The organism is Methylobacterium mesophilicum, from assembly GCF_022179445.1.
GTDB classification, from domain to species: Bacteria; Pseudomonadota; Alphaproteobacteria; order Rhizobiales; family Beijerinckiaceae; genus Methylobacterium; species Methylobacterium mesophilicum.
In genome coordinates, this window is the sequence record NZ_BPQU01000003.1 from 39,964 (window position 1) to 57,941 (window position 17,978).

15 protein-coding genes are annotated in these 17,978 nt (G+C 69.5%); 4 read left to right on the forward strand and 11 right to left on the reverse strand.

Annotation, left to right across the window (positions count from 1 at the left end):
• The first annotated feature begins 68 nt into the window (after positions 1-68).
• Positions 69-416, forward strand: coding sequence for an Hpt domain-containing protein (locus tag MFF40_RS04665; protein WP_187277648.1), 348 nt, complete (start codon positions 69-71; stop codon positions 414-416).
• A 3-nt stretch (positions 417-419) separates the two neighbouring features.
• Here the strand turns inward: MFF40_RS04665 and MFF40_RS04670 are convergent, their stop codons facing one another.
• From MFF40_RS04670 to MFF40_RS04705, 8 genes are all read right to left on the reverse strand, one after another.
• Positions 420-1,667, reverse strand: a complete 1,248-nt coding sequence (locus MFF40_RS04670; RefSeq protein WP_147853756.1) for a sensor histidine kinase — start codon at positions 1,665-1,667, stop codon at positions 420-422.
• Between the two features lie 254 nt (positions 1,668-1,921).
• A complete protein-coding gene (locus MFF40_RS04675; RefSeq protein WP_147853755.1) occupies positions 1,922-3,553 on the reverse strand; it encodes an ABC1 kinase family protein in 1,632 nt (543 codons plus the stop codon).
• 133 nt (positions 3,554-3,686) lie between these two features.
• Positions 3,687-5,012: an MFS transporter gene (locus MFF40_RS04680; RefSeq protein ID WP_147853754.1), complete on the reverse strand. Its 1,326-nt coding sequence runs from the start codon at positions 5,010-5,012 to the stop codon at positions 3,687-3,689.
• A gap of 149 nt (positions 5,013-5,161) precedes the next feature.
• A complete protein-coding gene (locus MFF40_RS04685) occupies positions 5,162-5,863 on the reverse strand; it encodes a molybdate ABC transporter substrate-binding protein (RefSeq protein WP_147853753.1) in 702 nt (233 codons plus the stop codon).
• Between the two features lie 29 nt (positions 5,864-5,892).
• Entirely contained in the window at positions 5,893-6,732 is an 840-nt protein-coding gene (locus tag MFF40_RS04690; RefSeq protein WP_238259808.1) for an NAD-dependent epimerase/dehydratase family protein, read from the reverse strand.
• Between the two features lie 15 nt (positions 6,733-6,747).
• A complete protein-coding gene (locus MFF40_RS04695; RefSeq protein WP_147853751.1) occupies positions 6,748-8,043 on the reverse strand; it encodes an MFS transporter in 1,296 nt (431 codons plus the stop codon).
• 40 nt (positions 8,044-8,083) lie between these two features.
• Complete coding sequence (locus tag MFF40_RS04700; RefSeq protein ID WP_147896876.1) at positions 8,084-9,145, reverse strand: lactonase family protein; 1,062 nt, start codon at positions 9,143-9,145, stop codon at positions 8,084-8,086.
• A 13-nt stretch (positions 9,146-9,158) separates the two neighbouring features.
• Positions 9,159-10,466 carry an alpha-hydroxy acid oxidase gene (locus tag MFF40_RS04705; protein ID WP_147896877.1) on the reverse strand — a complete coding sequence of 436 codons (1,308 nt, stop codon included), beginning with the start codon at positions 10,464-10,466 and terminating at the stop codon, positions 9,159-9,161.
• A 150-nt stretch (positions 10,467-10,616) separates the two neighbouring features.
• Here MFF40_RS04705 and MFF40_RS04710 point away from each other — a divergent pair, with 150 nt between their 5' ends.
• The 3 genes from MFF40_RS04710 (at position 10,617) to MFF40_RS04720 (ending at position 13,236) form a co-directional block, all read left to right on the forward strand.
• On the forward strand, positions 10,617-11,657 hold the full coding sequence (locus MFF40_RS04710; protein WP_147853748.1) for a LacI family DNA-binding transcriptional regulator: 1,041 nt from the start codon (positions 10,617-10,619) through the stop codon (positions 11,655-11,657).
• A 106-nt stretch (positions 11,658-11,763) separates the two neighbouring features.
• Positions 11,764-12,435, forward strand: a complete 672-nt coding sequence (locus tag MFF40_RS04715; RefSeq protein ID WP_147896878.1) for an aspartate/glutamate racemase family protein — start codon at positions 11,764-11,766, stop codon at positions 12,433-12,435.
• A 3-nt stretch (positions 12,436-12,438) separates the two neighbouring features.
• Positions 12,439-13,236 (forward strand): hydroxypyruvate isomerase family protein, encoded by a 798-nt coding sequence (locus tag MFF40_RS04720; RefSeq protein WP_147896879.1) that lies wholly within the window; start codon positions 12,439-12,441, stop codon positions 13,234-13,236.
• Positions 13,237-13,248: 12 nt separating this feature from the next.
• On the opposite strand, the gene MFF40_RS04725 is transcribed toward MFF40_RS04720, so the two are convergent.
• The 3 genes from MFF40_RS04725 to MFF40_RS04735 all read right to left on the reverse strand — a co-directional run bounded on the left by MFF40_RS04725 (position 13,249) and on the right by MFF40_RS04735 (position 17,894).
• Positions 13,249-15,360 carry a TonB-dependent siderophore receptor gene (locus MFF40_RS04725; RefSeq protein WP_238259809.1) on the reverse strand — a complete coding sequence of 704 codons (2,112 nt, stop codon included), beginning with the start codon at positions 15,358-15,360 and terminating at the stop codon, positions 13,249-13,251.
• A gap of 286 nt (positions 15,361-15,646) precedes the next feature.
• Positions 15,647-16,684 (reverse strand): hydroxyacid dehydrogenase, encoded by a 1,038-nt coding sequence (locus MFF40_RS04730; protein ID WP_147853744.1) that lies wholly within the window; start codon positions 16,682-16,684, stop codon positions 15,647-15,649.
• A gap of 4 nt (positions 16,685-16,688) precedes the next feature.
• Positions 16,689-17,894, reverse strand: coding sequence for an amino acid aminotransferase (locus tag MFF40_RS04735; RefSeq protein WP_147853743.1), 1,206 nt, complete (start codon positions 17,892-17,894; stop codon positions 16,689-16,691).
• Positions 17,895-17,978: the final 84 nt, after the last annotated feature.

Below are 17,978 nucleotides of genomic sequence, written 5' to 3' on the forward strand. Positions count from 1 at the left end.
CGGCCGCTGGACCTCGCGGCGATTGCACGCTTCTGTCGAGGCGTACCGAAAATTCGCTGCCGGAGAAGATGGTGTCACAGTCCCGCGTCGATCGGGCCGCGCTCGACGAACTCGAAGGTGTGATCGGCACCGAGAAGCTCGCGCGCCTGCTCGATCGCTTCGCCACGAGCCTCGCCACGGCCTTCGACGGCGTGGACCAGGGCGAGGCCGCCTACGCCCGGGAAGCCCACACCCTCGTCTCGATGTCGGGGATGCTCGGCTGCTCGGACTTGTCCCAGGCCTGCCGGGCCTTCGAGCAGGCCGCGAAGCTCGGCGGCGGCGACCTTGCGGCGCAACTGGCACATCTCCGAAGCCTGCGCGACGAGACTATCACGGCCCTGCGCGATCTGCGCGAAGAAACGCACGCGGCCCGCTGACCGTCAGCCGGCCGTCACGGCGGCCAGCGGCGCCTCGAAAGTCAGCACGGCCCCGGTCGGCGGGTAGGTCAACCGGGCCGTCCCCCCGAAGCTGTGGGCCAGGCTGCGGGCGATCAGCCGCGTCCCGAACCCGGTCCGGGTCGGCGGTTCGACCGGCGGGCCGCCGACCTCCTCCCAGCGGAACCGCAGGGTGGCGCCGTCACCCGAGCCTGCGATCTCCCAGGCGATCAGCACCTGTCCTGTGGGCACCGAGAGCGCGCCGTACTTGGCGGCGTTGGTGCCGAGTTCGTGCAACATCAGCGCCAGCACCATGCCGTGACGCGGGCCGAGGGTGAGGTCTTCGCCCTCGACCCGGAACCGGCCCGCGACGCCGTCGCCGTGCAGGGACACCGCCCCCTCGACCAGGCCGACCAGGGAGGCCGCCGCGAAAGAGCCCTGCAGCAGCACGTCGTGGGCCTGGGCCAGCGCCAGCAGCCGCGCGGCCAGCGCTTCCCCGGCCGCCTCCAGCGAACCGGCGTTGCGCAGGGTCTGCGCCGCAACCGCCTGGACCATGGCCAGGGTATTCTTCATCCGATGGGACAGCTCCTGCATCAGCAGGGTCTGGCGCGCTTCGGTGAGCTTCAGCTCGGTGATGTCCCGGGACGCGGCCAGGATCCGCTCGGGATGGCCACGCTGGCCGCCCACGGGGGTGACCGCGATGTCCCACCACGTGGCGGACCGGCCGGTCTCCAGCTTGGCCTGGAAGCGGCTCGCGCCGCCAAGGCGCGCCTTGTCCAGGGCCCCTGCCACCGCCTCGCGGTCCTCGTCGCGGGTCCAGATCTCGATCCAGGGACGCCCGATCGTGTCCGCAGGGTTCCGGACACACAGGCAGGCCGGGCCATTCTCGCCCGCGGTGATCACGCGTCCGTCGCGGTCGAGCACCTCCAGGACATCCGCGGCGGCCTGGAGCATCCCGGGGGCGGTCAGCTCACCGGCCCAGGACGGCGCCGACCACGCGGCGGCATCGTCCAGGGCGTGGTGGTGCAGCGATTGGGGCCCGGAGGCTTGCCACGGCTCACGGCCGAGGCGGCCGGCCTCGACGCGGCTCGCGGCCTCGATGATGCGGCCGAGGCGCCGACTGCGCTGCCGTTCCGAATCCGCCTGGCCGGTGGCCTGCATCAGCAGGGCCCTCAGGCGGATGTTCTCCGCTTCGAGCGCGTCCAGGCGTCGATCCGTCCCGTCCGCGCGCGCCAGCATGAGGCCCGCATCCATCGCTCGCCCCCCATCTCAGCGTCCACCCCCGCGGCGCGCGCCATGGGGGACCCACCGAAGGCCAGGTGCGGCGACGCGATGTCGAGGCCCGGAGGCGCCGGCGGATCGAACCGCTTCTGGTGGCGCACCCCGCTCGCAACCCCGCGAATCGAAGGGTTCCCGAGGCTAACACGAGATTCCGGATAATCAAACGAACTGTGTATTCGGCACCGGCCGACAACTAGTTTCGCCGCGTCCGATAGCGACGAAACCGATCACTTGTTTCGCATCAGCAGCACCAGCCAGCCGATGCCGAGGATGAAGATCACCAGCCCGATCGAGACGAAGACCGGCGTGCCGAGGTCGATCAGCCGGGGCGCCAGCTGGGTGGCGAAGGCGGCCACCACCAGGGCGACCGCGACCCGGGCGGCAGCCCGCTCGATGCCGCGGGTGACCTTGTCCAGGCCCTTGATCTCGATCTCGACGGTGACGCGGCCCTGCTTCAGGCGAACCAGCATCAGGTGGATCAGGGTCGGCAGTTCGGAGGCCGCGCCGTAGAGGCCGACACCCAGGGCCTCGGCCTTCTGCTTGAGGGCGCCGAGCGAGAACTGCGTCTGCATGCTCGCCTTGACGGTCGGTCCGGCCGCGGCGAACAGGTCGAAATCCGGATCGAGGTGGCGCATCACGCCGTCGGCGGTGACCAGGCCCTTGAACAGGATCGCCAGGTCGGTGGGCATCGCGAGGTCGTTCTCGCGGGCCATGTTCATGAAGTCGGTGAGCACCAGCCCGAGGTTCAGCGGGATCGAGGAGTGGCTCTCCACGAAGGACGTGGCCGAGACCTGAAGCTTGGTCAGGTCCGGGTTGCTGGTGCCGGTCCAGTCGAGGAGCACGGCCATCAGGCCGTCGGCATCCTGCTTGAGCATCGCGCCGATCAGGACCAGCAGCTGCGAGCGCCGCCGCTGCGACAGCCGGCCGATGATGCCGAAATCGATGAAGCCGATCTTATTGCCCGGCATCGCGAGCATGTTGCCGGGGTGCGGATCGGCGTGGAAGACACCCTCGATCAGCGCCATCTGCAGGAAGGCGTCGGTGCCCTTCTGGGCGAGCAGCTTCTTGTCGAGCCCGGCCGCGCGGAGCGCCGCCTCGTCGTTGGGCGGGATGCCGTGGATGAAGTCCTGGACCAAGACCCGCTCGGAGCAATATTCCCAGTGGATCTTCGGAAAGACGATGTCGTCGCGGTCCACGAAGATCTGCGCCAGCAGCTCGCAGTTGCGCGCCTCGTTGAGCAGGTCGAGCTCGCCGTTGAGGCCGTCGGCGAGATGGCGCATCTGCTCCCGCGGCTGGTAGCGGGCCATGTCCGGCCACTCGTTCTCGACGATCCGGGCGCCGTGGGCCATCAGGCGCAGATCCGCCTCGATGATCTTGCGCAGGTTCGGACGCAGCACCTTGACGATCACGTCCTCGCCCGTGTGCAGGCGCGCCCGGTAGACCTGGGCGATCGACGCGGAGGCGATCGGGTTGGTGTCGAACTCGGCGAACACCTCGTTGGGCGGGGCGCCGATATCCTGCTCGAGCTGCGGGCCGATCTGCTCCCACGACACCGGCACGACCTGGCTGTGGAGCTTCTGCAACTCCTCGGTCCAGGCGGGCGACAGCAGGTCCGGCCGGCTCGCCAGAACCTGCCCGAACTTGATGAAGGTCGGGCCGAGCGCCTCGATCGCCCGGCGCAGGCGCTCGGGTTCGGATAGCCGGGTGACGTCGACCCGCGGCCGGCGGCGCGGCAGCAGCGGCAGGTAGCGCAGGCCGAGGCGGTCCACGACGCGCGTGACGCCGAAGCCGATCAGGATCGACGCGATCTCCGACAGCCTCTGACGGTCGCGGGCGGCAACGAAGGCTGTCTTCAGCATGAAGGGGGCGATCCGTTCGGACACGATTGGGCGTCCGGACAGCACGAGCATAAGGACTTTTTTGCGGTCGCGAAGCCCGGGCGCCCCCCAAGGGCGACAATAGAGCCGCCGTCGAAAACAGCGGCGCCCCCTGTCAGGTCCGGGGCGCCGCGACCGGGATGGCTGCGACACCGGGCGACCGGCGCGCGTCGCCGAAGCGGTCGTTGACCACCAGAAGCGTCACCACCACGGCCGAGAGTGCCAACGCGGCCAGGAAGTACAGGCCGGCCTCGAAGCTTCCGGTGGTCTCGCGGATCCATCCGACCATCGAGGGGGCGACGAAGCCGCCGAGATTGCCGATGCAGTTGATCAGCGCGATTCCGCCCGCCGCCGCGCTGCCGCTCAGGAACACGGAGGGGAGCGCCCAGAACGGCGCCTTCGCCCCGTAGAGCCCGGCGGCGGCGAGCGCCATGAACGCCACCGCCCAGAGCGAGCCGGTGGCGACGCCGGCGAGCGCAAGCCCGGTCGCCGTGAGGCCAAGCGCCGTCGCCAAGGTGATCCGGCGGTCGTCGTAGCGGTCCGAGATCCAGCCGACCGTGAGGCCGCCGACCACGCCGAAGACGTACGGGACTGCCGTCATCAGGCCGGTCTGCATGTCGGACAGGCCGGTGCTCTTGAGGATCTGCGGCAGGAAGAACGCCAGTCCGAGATTGGCGCCGGTGTTGGCGAAGTAGATGAAGGATAGCGCGATCAGCCGCGGATCCGAGAGGGCCGTCCGCAGGCTGGTCCCGTGGGTGCCGGCGACGCTGCTCTGCTCGGAATCGATCAGGGTCTGCAGGGCGGTGCGGTCGGCCGGCGCGAGCCAGTGCGCGTCCTTCGGCCGGTCCGGGATCAGGGCCAGGAACACGAAGCCGAATAGGGTAGTCGGGATGCCCTCCAGCAGGAACAGCCACTGCCAGCCCTTGAGGCCCAGGGTGCCGTCGAGCTGCATGATCGTGGTCGAGAGCGGGGCGCCGATCGCCAGCGAAACCGGGATGCCGACTGCGAAGGCACCGAAGATCCGGGCGCGATACGCCTTGGGGAACCAATAGGTCAGGTAGAGGATCACCCCCGGGTAGAACCCGGCCTCGGCCGCGCCGAGCAGGAAACGCAGGATCAGGAAGCTGGTAGAGCCCTGCACGAACATCATCGCGGCCGAGAGCAGGCCCCAGGTGATCATGATCCGGGCGATCCAGCGCCTGGCGCCGACCTTCTCGAGGATCAGGTTGCTCGGCACCTCGAAGATGAAATAGCCGATGAAGAAGATCCCGGCGCCGAGCCCGAACACGGCCGGCCCGATACCGAGATCGGCGTTCATCCGCAGGGCCGCGAAGCCGACGTTGATCCGGTCGATATAGGCCATGACGTAGCCGATGAAGAGCAGCGGCATCAGCCTGAAGAACACCTGCCGGACGATCCGGTCCTGTTCGCTGGCGACCATGATTTCCTCGTTTTTTATGTTGTTTTATCTTTGCGCCGTCATCGAGGGCCTAGCGGAGCGATCCGGTGCAGGACGCGATCTTCGAGCGATGCGTGTCCCTGGTTTGCGTCGCGGCGCTCGCAATGATGGTGGAGGTGTCTCGAGCTGTCTCAGAAAGCCGGCTCTAGACCGCTGGCGCGGTAGGCGGCGGCCGCCTCCGGCGTGGTCAACCCGGCCAGGAAACGCAGGGCGCCGTCGCGGTCGGTGGTGCCGCGCAGGATCGCGGCCGAGAAGGTGGTCACCTCCTGCACCGGCTCCGGGAATGGCCCGACCACCTCGATGCCTGGCACGACCATCAACTCGCTGATCTGCTGGACTGCAATGTCGGCCTCGCCCGAGACGAGCTTTTCCGCCGTGAAACCCTGCGGGATGATCGTCGCCCGAGCGTTGACCGCCTCGGCGAGGCCGAGCCGCGGCAGGAGGCCGGCGAAGTAGATGCCGCTGGCGCCGGTGCGCGAATAGGCGACTGAGCGCGCGTCCACGAGCGTCCGCTTGAGCGCCTCGACGCTGCCGATCTCGGGATGCGCCGCCCCGGCCTTCACGGCGATGCCGTAGCGGGAGCGCACGACATCGACCCGGGTGTCGGGCTCGACCTGCCCCGCGGCGATCAGCCGATCCATCGCGTCGGAGAGCACGAACACCGCGTCGGCGGTCTCGCCCCCCTGCAGCGCCTTCATGATCACCGCGGTTGGCGCCCAGTCGATCGCCGCCCGGCCGCCCGCCGCCGCGAAGGCGGGGACGACATGGGCGTCGAAGGCGCCCCGCACCACCAGGGCGCATTTCAGCCGCGTCGTTTTCTGGTCGTCCGCCATGCGGGCTCCGGTCGTCTCGGGGTGTGTCATCACCGGGCCGGCGGCGCGGTGCGGGTATAGTCGAGGGCGGTGAAGCCGCCGCCCTGGTAGCGCTCGATCACAGGGTTGCCGCTGGTCTTGCCCTCCAGGGCCGGAGCGTAGGCATCGGCGCTGTCCTGCGGCGCCCAGCCGATCGCGTCGCGCCCGTCCCGGCGCCACCAGGTCATGCGGCTGTTGTTCGAAGCACCCCAGATCACCACCGAGCCCTTCGGCCCAAGGCTCGGAGCCAGGGTGGCGCGGGTGATCAGCCGGGTCAGGTCGGCATAGGACAGCCAGGTCGCCAGCATTCGCGCGTCCGTCGGCTCCGGGAAGCAGGAGCCGATGCGTAGGAAGATGCTCTCGACCCCGTGCTTGTCCCGGTACAGGCCGCCCATCAGCTCGCCATAGGCCTTGGACAGGCCGTAATAGCCGTCGGGCGCGAGGGCGCAGTCGTCGTCCAGGACCTCGCTGCGTTCGTGGAACCCGATCGTGTGGTTGGAGGAGGCGAACACCATGCGGGCGCGCTCCCGCCGGGCCGCCTCGTACGCGTGGTAGAGCCCGCGGATGTTCGGGCCGATCACCGTCTCGAACGGGTGCTCCACCGAGATCCCGCCGAAATGCAGGATCGTGCCGCAGCCCTCCGCCAGGCGCAGGATCGCCGGGCCGTCCTCAAGGTCGGCGAGTTGGAAGCGCGCGCCCTCCGGCAGCGGATCGGGAAACGGCACCCGGTCTGTCAGGCGCAGCGTCCAGCCCTGCGCGCCGAGCGCCTTCGTCAGCACCCGGCCAAGCGCACCGGAGGCGCCGGTGAGGAGGATGGGCTTTTCGGGGATCGTGTCGGTGGGGGCGCTCATCGGTTCGCTCCGGGATCAGGCGGTTTTCACCGCTTTGAGTGGCGAGGCCGCCTGCGGGTCGTGCGGGCGCTTCACGAAGACCGCCATCGCGACGACGCCGGCCGCGGCGATCAGGGCGGCGATCACGAAGGCGCTGGCGTAGCCGCCGAGATACTGAACGGCGAATCCCGTGGCGGTCGGCCCGATGATGCCCGAGATGTTGCTCAAAAGGTGGATGAATCCGCTCACGCCGCCGACGCGCGCCTCCGGCACCAGCTCGTGGATCGTCGCCCAGCACGATTGAACCGAGCTCGTCAGCATCAGCACCGCCAGCGCGATCAGCGCGACCGCCGCCGCGGCGTTCGGTGCGGCGTTGACGGTGATCAGTGCGACGCCCGCGATGGCGAGCGGCACGATCGTGGTGATCTTCCGGGCCGCCAGCTTGTCGTCCATGCGCTTGTACAGCAGGTCGGCGACGATGCCGCCGCCGACATAGCCCACGAACCCGCAGGCCCAGGGGATCGAGGCCACGAACGCCATCTGCTGCACCGGCATGTGCAGGGCGTCGGTGAGGTAGCTCGGGAGCCACGAGAGGAAGATGTAGAGGGTGTAGTTCACCGCGAACATGCCGAGACCCAGCGACAGCGTGCTCGGCAGGAACAGGTAGCCGCGCAGGGACCGCTCGTGGTCGGAGGCGGCGAGATGCGACACGGCCCGGCTGCGCTCGACGAGTTCGATCTCCTCCGCCGAGACCCGGGGATTGTCCCGGGGGCGGTCGGTCATCAGGATCCGCCACGCCACCACCCAGACGAGGCCCACGGCGCCGATCGCGACGAAGGCCACCCGCCAGCCGTACTGGATCGCCAGCAGGCCGACGACGGGCGCCGCGATGGCGCTGCCCACGGTCTGCCCGGAGAAGGTGAAGCCGATGGTGCGCGCCGTCTCCTCGCGGGGAAACCACGTGGTGATGGTCCGGTTCGTGGTCGAGTTCATCGGCCCCTCGGCGAAGCCGAACAGGGCGCGGACCACGAACATCTGCGCGAAGCCGGTCACCGCGCCGGTGAGCATGCACAGGACCGACCAGGAGGTCGCCGCCCAGGTGTAGACGCTGCGCGGGCCGTAGCGGTCGGCCAGCTGTCCGCCCACGAAGGCGAACAGGGCGTAGCCGAAGAAGAAGGTGCTGAAGATCACCCCAAGCTCGGAAGGCGACAGGTTGAGGTCCTGCTTGACGAAGGGCGCGGCCACGCCGAGCGCCGCGCGGTCCATGTAGTTGATGATCCCGGCGATAAACAGCAGAGCCGCGATCAGGAACCTGTATCGTTTGGCGAACATCGGGATTCCTCTGGAGGCATCATGTTTTTGTTGTGTATTTTTATAGGAACGCGATCGTGCATGGGCTCGGGCTCTGGCGTGAACCCGTTTGGGTGAGGTCGCCACTGCCTGGGTCGATGGCGAATTCGGTCAGGCTGTCGCCCTGCTCGTTTGCCACCAGCAGGCGGCCACTGTCCGGCGCCAGGGTCATGAAGCGCGGGTCCCGGCCGCCGGATGGCGTCCAGCCGGCCGGTTCGAGGCGGGCGCCGTCTACCCGGAAGCGCGCGATCCCATCCTGGCCGCGGTTCGAGGCGTAGACGAAGCGCCCGCATGGGGTGACCACGATCGCCGCCGCCGTGCTGGCGCCGAAGAAGTCGGGGGGCAGCGTCGGAACGAGGTGGCGGGGCGTGAGCGTCTCAGTTCCCGCATCCCACCGGCAGGTCGCGACGGTGGACTCCAGCTCGTTGACCAGGAAGGCGAGCGCACCGCCGGGGTGGAACGCGATGTGGCGTGGGCCGGCGCCCGGGCGCAGCACGGCTTCGGTGACGATTTCCAATTGGTCGCCGTCGAGGCGGAGGACGAAGACCCGGTCGAGGCCCTTGTCGGGCACCAGCACGTGGCGACCGTCCGGCGACAGGACGACGTGGTGCGGGTGGGCGCCGGCCTGCTCGGTCCGGTGCGGGCCGGGCTCGCCCGGCATCGGCAGGACCTGCGCGGCCGGCTCCAGCCCGCCATCGGGTCGGAGCGGCATCAGTGCGACCGAGCCGCTGGCGTAGTTGGCGACGATCAGGAACCGCCCGCTCGGGTCGAGCGCCTGGTGGACGCTGTTGGTGCCGCCGGTCTCCGCGCTGCCGAGGCTCCGCAGGGTGCCGTCCGGCGTGACCGCGAAGGCGGTGGCCGACGTGCCGTCGCCCCGGACGGTGTAGAGCACCGCGCGGGCGGGATCGGTGACCAGGAAGGACGGGTTCTCCAGGCCATCGACCCGGCCGAGATGGGTCCAGTCGTCGAGCCCGGCCCCGACCCGGTAGATGTCGATGCCCTGGCCCCGGGCCCGGCGGCGCGCGGTGGTGAAGCAGCCGACGAAGGCGAGGCCGAGGGGCGGACGGGGCGCGTCGTCGGTCATGCCGGTCTCCGGGTCAGCTCCGCCGCGGGACGCGGCGCAGGAAGTCCGGGTTCAGCTCGGACAGGCGGTTCACCCCGATCAGCGCCATGTCACGGTTGAGCTCCTCCTTGAGGATCCGCATGGCGTGCTCGACGCCGGCAGCCCCACCGAGCGCGGCGCCGAACATGAACGGCCGGCCGAGCAGGACGAAGTCGGCGCCGAGCGCCAGCGCCTTCATCACGTCGGTGCCGCGGCGGATGCCACTGTCGACGATGATCTTCAGGCTGCCTTTTCTGGCGGCGATCTCCGGCAGCACGTCGAGGGGCGCGATGGCATGGTCGAGCTGGCGGCCGCCATGGGTCGACAGGATGACGCCGTCGGCGCCGCAGCCTTTCGCGATCTCGACATCCTCCGGGGCCAGCAGCCCCTTCACCACGAGGTTGCCGGACCAGCGCTTGCGGATCGCCTCCAGGTTCTTCCAGGAGAGCTGGTCCCGGGCGATGGTGTTGCGCACCGCGCCCTGGGACATCATCGGCGGCCCGCGGGTCGCCTCGGTGTTCTCGAAATGCGGGGCGCCGTGCTTCAGGAAGGTCCGGGCCACGGTGCCAAGCAGCCAGCGCGGGTGGGTCGCGCTCTGCCACGCGACCTTGGGCGTGACCTTGATCGGCATCGAGAAGCCGCTGCGGGTGTTGTGCTCGCGGTTGCCCAAAGTCGGGGTGTCGGCGGTCACCACGAAGGTGCGGTAGCCGGTGCCCGCCACCCGGTCGAGCAGGCGGTCGATCCGGGTCTGATCGCCGGGCAGGTAGCCCTGGAACCAGGCCTGCGGGTTCTGGGCGTAGACGTCCTCCAGCTTGATCAGCGAGGAGGCGCTGAGGATCATCGGCAGGTTCATCCGCCGGGCCGCCTCGGCGAGCACGATGTCGCCCCGATAGGCGATGAACGCGGCTCCGCCCAGCGGCCCGACCCCGAAGGGCGCCGCGTAGGTGTGGCCGAACAGTTCGGTGGCGGTGTCGCGTCCGGATGTGTCGCGCATCAGCCGCGGCACCAGCGCGTAATCGGCGTAGGCGCCGCGGCTGTGAGCGAGCGCCGCCCCGGTTTCGGCCCCGCCGGCCACGTATTGAAAGATCATGTGCGGCAGGAGCCGCCGGGCGTGGCGCTCGAAATCGTCGAGCGCTAGCAGGTCGCGGAACCGGTACGGCGTGACCGCGTCGCTGCGCTTGAGGCTGGTGACGAGGGCCTGAGGTCCGGCGATGCCGGGGGCCGCGGTATCGGCCTGCCCCACCGTGGGGGCCTCGCGCTCGGGAGCCCCCAGACCCGAAGTGGGCTGGTCGAACGTCGCCATCCGCTCCTCCCTGTTTTCCGCCGGACCCGGATGCCAGCGGGCCGACAGCATTTTTGAAAGCGCTTTCAGATAGCCATGGTCATCCGAGAGTGTCAATATACTGCCGGTTAGGGCATGGTTCGGGCGTGTACGGGGGAGAGTCGAATTTCCGTGTTGGATGGGCCGGATGAGATCCTGGAACCGCCGTCGCGCAGCCCGGTGGCGCGGGACGTGGCGCATCGCGCCGGGGTCTCGACCGCGACGGTCTCCCGGGTGCTCAACGGCTCCGCCGGGGTCCGGGCCGACAAGCGGGACGCCGTGATGCGCGCCGCGCAGGATCTCGGTTTCGTCGCCAACGGTGCGGCCCGGGCGCTCTCGACCCGCCGGTTCATGGCCGTCGGCGCCGTGGTCCCCAACATCGAGAACGAGGCGTTCGTACGCGTCCTCTCGAGCTTCCAGGAGCGGCTGCGGCAGGCCGACTACACCCTGGTCGCCACCAATGCCGGATACGACCTCGAGGACGAGCTGCGCGAGGCGACCTTCCTGCTGGAACGTGGCGTCGACGGGCTGATGCTGGTCGGCGACATCCACCACCCGGATCTTCACGCCCGCATCGCCCGGCACGGCATTCCGATGGTGCAGACCTTCAGCCTGTCACGGGAGCGCCCCTGCGTCGGCTTCGACAACGCCGCCTCCGCGGCCCGGGCGGCGAACTACCTGATCGATCTGGGCCATCGCCGGATCGGGGTGATCTCCGGCCTGCGCAAGGACAACGACCGCGGGGGCGCCCGCGTCACAGGCATCGCCCAGGCGCTGGCGGCGCGCGGCCTGACGCTCGCCCCCGAGCACGACATCGAGATCTCCTACGGCATCGGAGGCGGCCGCGATGGCTTCCGCCAGATGCTGGCCGGGGGCCCGCCGCCCACCGCGATCATCTGCGGCACCGACCAGATCGCCTTCGGCGCCATGATCGAGGCCCGCGCCCGGGGGCTCGACGTGCCCGGCGACCTCTCGGTGATCGGCCACAACGATTCCGACTTCGCACCCTTCCTTGATCCGGCGCTGACCACGATCCGGATCCATTCCGCCGAGATCGGCCACGCCGCCGGCGACCATCTCATCGCCCGGATGCAGGGTCGGCCGGTGGTGCGGCTCACCGAAATCGACGCCGAGCTGATCCTACGCGCCAGCACGGCGCCGCCGCGAAGATAGGCCCGTGACCGAGCGTATAGGCGATATCTTGCCACCGCTTTGAAATCGCTTACAAGACGCTGAACAGCGAACGGATGCCCGACCGCGTCACATCCCGGGAGACAGCATGGCCCCCCGCATAGTCCTCCTGCACGCGACGCCGGTCGCGATGGCTCCGATCCAGGCGGCCTTCGCCGAGCGCTGGCCCGAGGCCGAGACGGTCAATCTGCTGGATGACGGCCTGTCCCTCGACCGGGCCAAGGAACCCGGCGAGATCTCCGAGGGCATGATCGACCGGTTCGTCCGGTTCGGGCGCTACGGCCACGACATGGGCGCCGACGGCATCCTGATCACCTGCTCGGCCTTCGGGCCGGCCATCGACCGGCTGATCGAGACCGTGCCGGTGCCGGTGCTCAAGCCGAACGAGGCGATGTTCCGCGCCGCCATCGCGCAAGGGCAGCGCATCGGCATGCTGGCGACCTTCGGCCCTTCGATCGGCACCATGACCGACGAGTTCGAGGAGTTCGTCGGCCAGTCTGGCCGGCTCGCGACCCTGCGCACAATCCTGGTGGACGACGCCATGGCGCGCCTGCGCGCCGGCGACGCCGAGACCCACAACCGGCTCATCGTCGAGCGGGCGCCGGAACTGGCCGATTGCGACGCGATCATGCTGGCGCATTTCTCGACTTCCCGGGCGGCCGAGGCGGTGCGCGCCGCCGTCGCTATACCGGTCCTGACCGCGCCCCATGCGGCGGTGGACCGGATGCGCGCCATGATCGAGACGGCTGAGAGGGCCTGATCCATGAAGCTCGGTGCCTTCTCCGACCGCCTGAGCGGCCATTGCGGCTTCCTGTTTACGGAGCTGCCCCTGCCCGAGCGGTTCGCCGCCGCGGCCAAGGCCGGGTTCCGGGCCGTGGAGCATCCGAACCTGTTCGCGACGCCGGCGGCAGAGGTCGCGGGCTGGCTCGAGCGGGCCGGCGTGTCCCTGGTCCAGACCGGTTTTCCGGCGGGCGACGCCTCCAAGGGAGAGAAGGGCTTCGCGGCACTGCCGGACAAGGTCGCGTATTTCCGCTCCACCATCGAGCCGACCCTGGACTATGTCGCGCAACTCGGCTGCCGGATGGTCCACCCGATGGCGGGCGTCCGGCCGGCCGGAGCCGAGCCCGCGCGGCTGTGGGAAACCTATCTCGACAACTTGGCCTTCGCGGCCGACGCGGCCAAGGCCCGCGACATGACCGTGATCGTCGAGCCGATCGGCCCGGGCTCCATCGCGGATTACGTGATCGACGACCCGCTCAAGGCCGTGGAGGCGATCCGTGCCGTGGGCCGGGACAACGTCAAGCTGCTTTTCGACGCCTATCACTGCGTCTGCCTCGGCCATGACCCGGCGGCACTGATCCGGGCACACGCGCCGCTGATCGCCCATGTCCAGATCGCCGACGATCCCGGCCGGCACGAGCCCGGGACCGGCACCATCGCGTTCGACCCGATCTTCGACGCCCTGGAGGCGGTGGGCTATGCCGGCTTCATCGGCTGCGAATACCACCCGGCCGCCGGCACCGAGGCCGGCCTCGGCTGGATGCGGGCGGCTTCGGTGTAGGGTCGGCGGCCCTCAGAACCGTGCCGCGACGCCGCCCATGATGGTGCGCGGCTGGCCCGGGGTGGCGTAGCGGTTCTGGAAGGCGCGGTCGTAATAGATCTCGTCAAGCAGGTTATCGACGTTGAGGTAGATCCGGACATCCGGCGTGATCTGATAGTACGAGATCAAGTTCACCACCGTGTAGGCGGGCATCGTGAAGGTCGACAGGGCCGTGCCGGCGACGCGCTGGCCGACGACGTTGAGCCCGCCCCCGAAGCCGAGCCCCTTCAGCGCGCCGCCCTGGACCTCGTAGACCGCCTGCATGGCAAAGCTGTTGGCAGGAATGTTGGCCAGTCGGGTCCCGACCGGGATCGTGTTGTCCCGCGTCACCGCCGCATCGACATAGGTGTAGGTGCCGATCACGCGTAGCCCCGGCGCCAACTCGCCTGCCAGGGTGAGGTCGAAGCCGCGGCTCTGCACCACGCCGGCGGCGACGCTGAAGGCGGAATCGACCGGGTCCGTGGTCGGGACGTTGGTGCGGCGGATGTCGAACACGGCCGCGGTGGCGTTGAGCCGCCCGTCGAGCAGGCCGACCTTTACGCCGGCCTCGTAGCCCTCGCCGCCCTCGAAGGCGAGGGGTTGGCCGCGCCGGTCCAAGGCGGTGCTGGGCTTGAACGAGCGCGCGTAGTTTCCGTAGACCGAGACTGCGTCGGACACGTCGTAGACCAGGCCGAAGCGCGGCAGCGCCTCCGTGCCGCGCAGAATCGTGGTGCGATTGGTGATGTATGATGTGGAGTCCTGTCCGACATCCTCGACCCGGACCCCCACCAGGGCGTGCAGCTGTGGGGTGATGTCGATCTGGTCCTGGACGTAGCCCGCGTAGCTCTCCGTGTGCTGCAGGAAGTTGGTGATGGTGGGCAGGCTGCGCGGCAGCGCCTGGCCGTAGCGCGGCGCCAGCAGGTCGAGCAGGAACGGGAAGGGCGCGGCGTTCGAGCGGTCGAAGACCTCCCGGTAGCGGTACCGGTCGTATTCGAGGCCGAGTAGCAGCGTGTGGTGCAGGAAGCCGGTGTCGAACTTGCCGGCCAGGTTGACCTGCACATCGGTGTCGGACCAGGTCAGGTCACGCCATTCCAGATTCCGGCGCAGGGTGCGGCCGTCCGGCAGGAAGCCGTTGGCAGCTGCGCCGACGCCCCAGCTCTTCAGAGATCCGCCGAGCACCTGAGCGCCGGCCGTGAGCACCCAGTCCTGGTCGAACCGGTGCTCGATCCGCAACTGGCCGAGGGCGTCCTGGACCACGCTCTGCGGCAGGCCGGGCTCGCTGAGGAAGCGGGAGCGCGGCACGTTACGCAGACGGCCCTGGAGGGGGACGATGCCGCGATCGAAGGTCGTGCCGGTGCTGACGAAGGCGCCCTCCAGGGTGATGGTCGTGTCCGCGCTGGGCTTCCAGGCGATGACGGGGGCGACGTGGTAGCGATCGCCGCTCACGAAATCGCGAAAACTGCCGTTGTCCTCCACCGCGCCGGTGATGCGGGCGAGGACCTGGCCGCTCTCGTCGAGCGCCCCGGTGGCGTCGAAGGTGCTGCGCTTGGCGCCGTAGCTGCCGTACTGCGTGCCGATCGCCAGCGACCGCTCGGCCAGGGGCTGCTTGGTCACGATGTTGAAGGTGCCGCCGGGATCGCCGCGGCCGTACAGGAAGGCCGAAGGCCCCTTGAGCACCTCGATCCGCTCGATCACGACGACGTCCGGCGCGTTCGGGTATCCGCGACTGATCGGGAATCCGTTGCGATAGTAGTCGAACACGGAGAAGCCGCGGATCGTGACTTCGGTCAGGCCGAGGCCGCCAAAATTGTTGGAGCGGCCGACGCCGGCCAGGTCGAGGGCGGTGTCGATCCGCGTGGCGGCGGCGTCCTCCAGCACCTGCCGGGTCACCGGCACGACCGTCTGCGGGACGTCGCGCAGGGGCGTGTCGGTGCGGGTGGCGCTGACGCTCCGTGACGGGGCGTAGCCCTCCGGGGCCTGGGAGGCGCTACCCTGGCCGGTGACGGAGAGCTCCTCAAGAATGACTTCCTGATTCGGATCGGATGCAGGTTTCGCCCAGGCGCAGTCCCAGTTGAGGAGTGGGCCATGTCCGACAAAAAAGGCCAAGACGGCAACCGCGAGTATCGAATAGGAAGTATTCGATCCGGATTGAGAAGAATTTTTCGCCACGTTCTCAGGCCACGCTACATCGAGGCCGCCGAGATGGTGGGGTGGGACCGGTAGGGTCAAGCTTGCCGAGCGAAGCCCGCGCGGCGCAAAACTTGGAATGATTTCGATCTGGCTGCGGATTAGCTTACGAAGACTCGAAGCTGCTCCACGGCACCGTCGACCTGTTGCCGCCCGGCAACATTCTTGCCAGCTGACTCAGACCGGTTTCGCGGATGCGGCTCCGCTACGCAGTCCCGAGCAGCCGCGCCCGGCGCTCCAGCACCGCTGGCCAGACCTCCAGGTTGACGAGCCGCGGCGGGGTCTTGCCCCGCAGGAGGCCGATGATCTGCTCGGCGCCCCAGGACGCCACGTTACGGCGCGCCTCGTGGGTGACGCCGGCGGTGTGGTAGGTCGCTACCACAGTGTCGAGCGTCAGCAGCGCCGAATCCAGGGGCGGCGGCTCGGGCGCCCAGACATCGAGGCCGGCCCCCGCGAGATGGCCGGTGGCCAGGGCTTCGGCGAGCGCCGCCTCGTCGTGCACGCCGCCCCGGGCCGTGGTGATGAACAGCGCGCCGGGCTTCATCGCCGCGAAGGTTTTTGCGTCGAAGCTGCCGCGCGTCGTGTCGTCGAGCGGGCAGTGCAGGGAGACGATGTCGGCCTCCGCGAGCAGCCGCGCCCGGTCCACCGGCTCGGCGCCCCGGGCCCGGATTTCTTCGGCCGAGAGCAGCGGGTCGTAGGCCAGGACCCGCATGTCGAAGCCGCGGGCGAGCTTGGCCACCTCCCGGCCGGTATGGCCGATGCCGACGAGACCCAGCGTCGCGCCGCCGATCTCGTGGCCCATCAGCGATTCCCGCGAGAAGCCGCGCGCGGTCCGCAGCAGCCGGTCCGAGACGCAGATCTTGCGGGAAACAGCCAGCATAAGGCCGATGGCAAGTTCCGCTACCGAGCGGGCATTGCCGCCGACCTGGTTGACCACCGCGACGCCGGCCCGGGTGCAGGCGGCCGCGTCCACCGTGTCGAAGCCTGCCCCGCCCGAGGAGACCGCGAGCAGGTTCGGGCAGCCGGCCAGCAGTTCGTCCGTCACGTGCCAGCGGCGAGGCAGCTCGTCCCTTGCCGGTGAGATGTGGAAGACATGGGCCTGCACCAACAGGGCCTCGAGCGGTTCCGCCGGGCCCTGCAGGTCGCCGACCTGCAGGTCGATGTCGGGTTCGGCCCTCAGCCGCGCGTCGAAGACCGGGTTGATCCAGAGATTGAACCGGCAGACGCGCTTGAGGGCTGCCACCGGGTCAGCCTTTCACGACGGCGTCGATGGCGTCGACCACGTGGTCGATGTTGTGGGTGTTGACCGCCGCCACGCAGATCCGGCCGGTCTCCAGGGCGTAGACCTCGTGCTCCTCGCGCAGGCGCGTGGCCTCCGCGGGGGTCAGGCCGGTGTAGGAGAACATGCCCTTCTGCGCCTTGATCGCGTCGAAGCCACGCTCGGGGTGGCGCTGTTGCAGGCTGTCGGCCATGCGCACCCGCATGGCGCGGATCCGCTCGCGCATCTCGGCGAGCTCCCGCTCCCAGTCAGCCCGCAGCTCCGGATCGGTCAGCACCATCTCGACGATGGCGGCGCCATGGGTCAGCGGGTTCGAGTAGCTCGCCCGAACCAGACGCTTGGCCAGGGATTCGACCTTGGTCTTCAGGGCCGGTGTCTCGGCGACGATCGTCAGCGCGCCGACGCGCTCGCCGTAGAGCGAGAACGACTTCGAGAACGACGAGGCGACGAAGAACTCCTGACCCGACTCGGCGAACAGGCGCACCGGCGCGGCGTCCGCATCGAGGCCGTCGCCGAAGCCCTGGTAGGCGATGTCGAGGAACGGGATCAGGCCGCGCTCCGCGAGCAGGGGGGCGAGGTCGCGCCACTCGTCGGGCGTCAGGTCGGCGCCGGTCGGGTTGTGGCAGCAGGCGTGCAGCACCACGATCGAGCCCTTCGGCAGCGTCTCGAGGTAGGCGCGCATCGCCGGGTAGTCGACGCCGCCGGTCTCGGCCGAGAAATACGGGTAGTCGACGACGGAGAAGCCGGCCTGCGTGAACAGCGCTTTATGGTTCTCCCAGCTCGGGTTGCTCACCGCCACGGTGGCGCCGGGATTGAGCAGCGCGAGCACGTCGGCGCCGGTCTTGAGGGCGCCGGTGCCGCCGATGCTCTGGAGCGTCGCGGTGCGGTTCTGCGTCAGGATCGGGGCGCCCGCACCGAACAGCAGGGCCTGGACCGCGTCGCGGAACGGCTTGGTCCCCTCGATCGGCCGGTAGGTCTTCGGCAGACCCTTCTCGATCCAGCGCTTCTCGGCGGTCTGCACGGCGCGCAGGCGCGGCACCTTGCCCTCGGCATCCGTGTAGACCCCGACCACGAGGTTGAGCTTTTTCGTGCTCGTGTCGGCGTTGAAGGCCTCGAACAGGCGCATGATCGGGTCGAGCGGCGCGTCCTGGATGCCGGCGAACAGCGAGGTCATGATCGTCAATCGTCCCAGAGGGGCTTCGATGCGGCGCGCGCGGGCGGGTCTGTCCGAAGTCGCGGGCTGGCCGACGCCCTTATT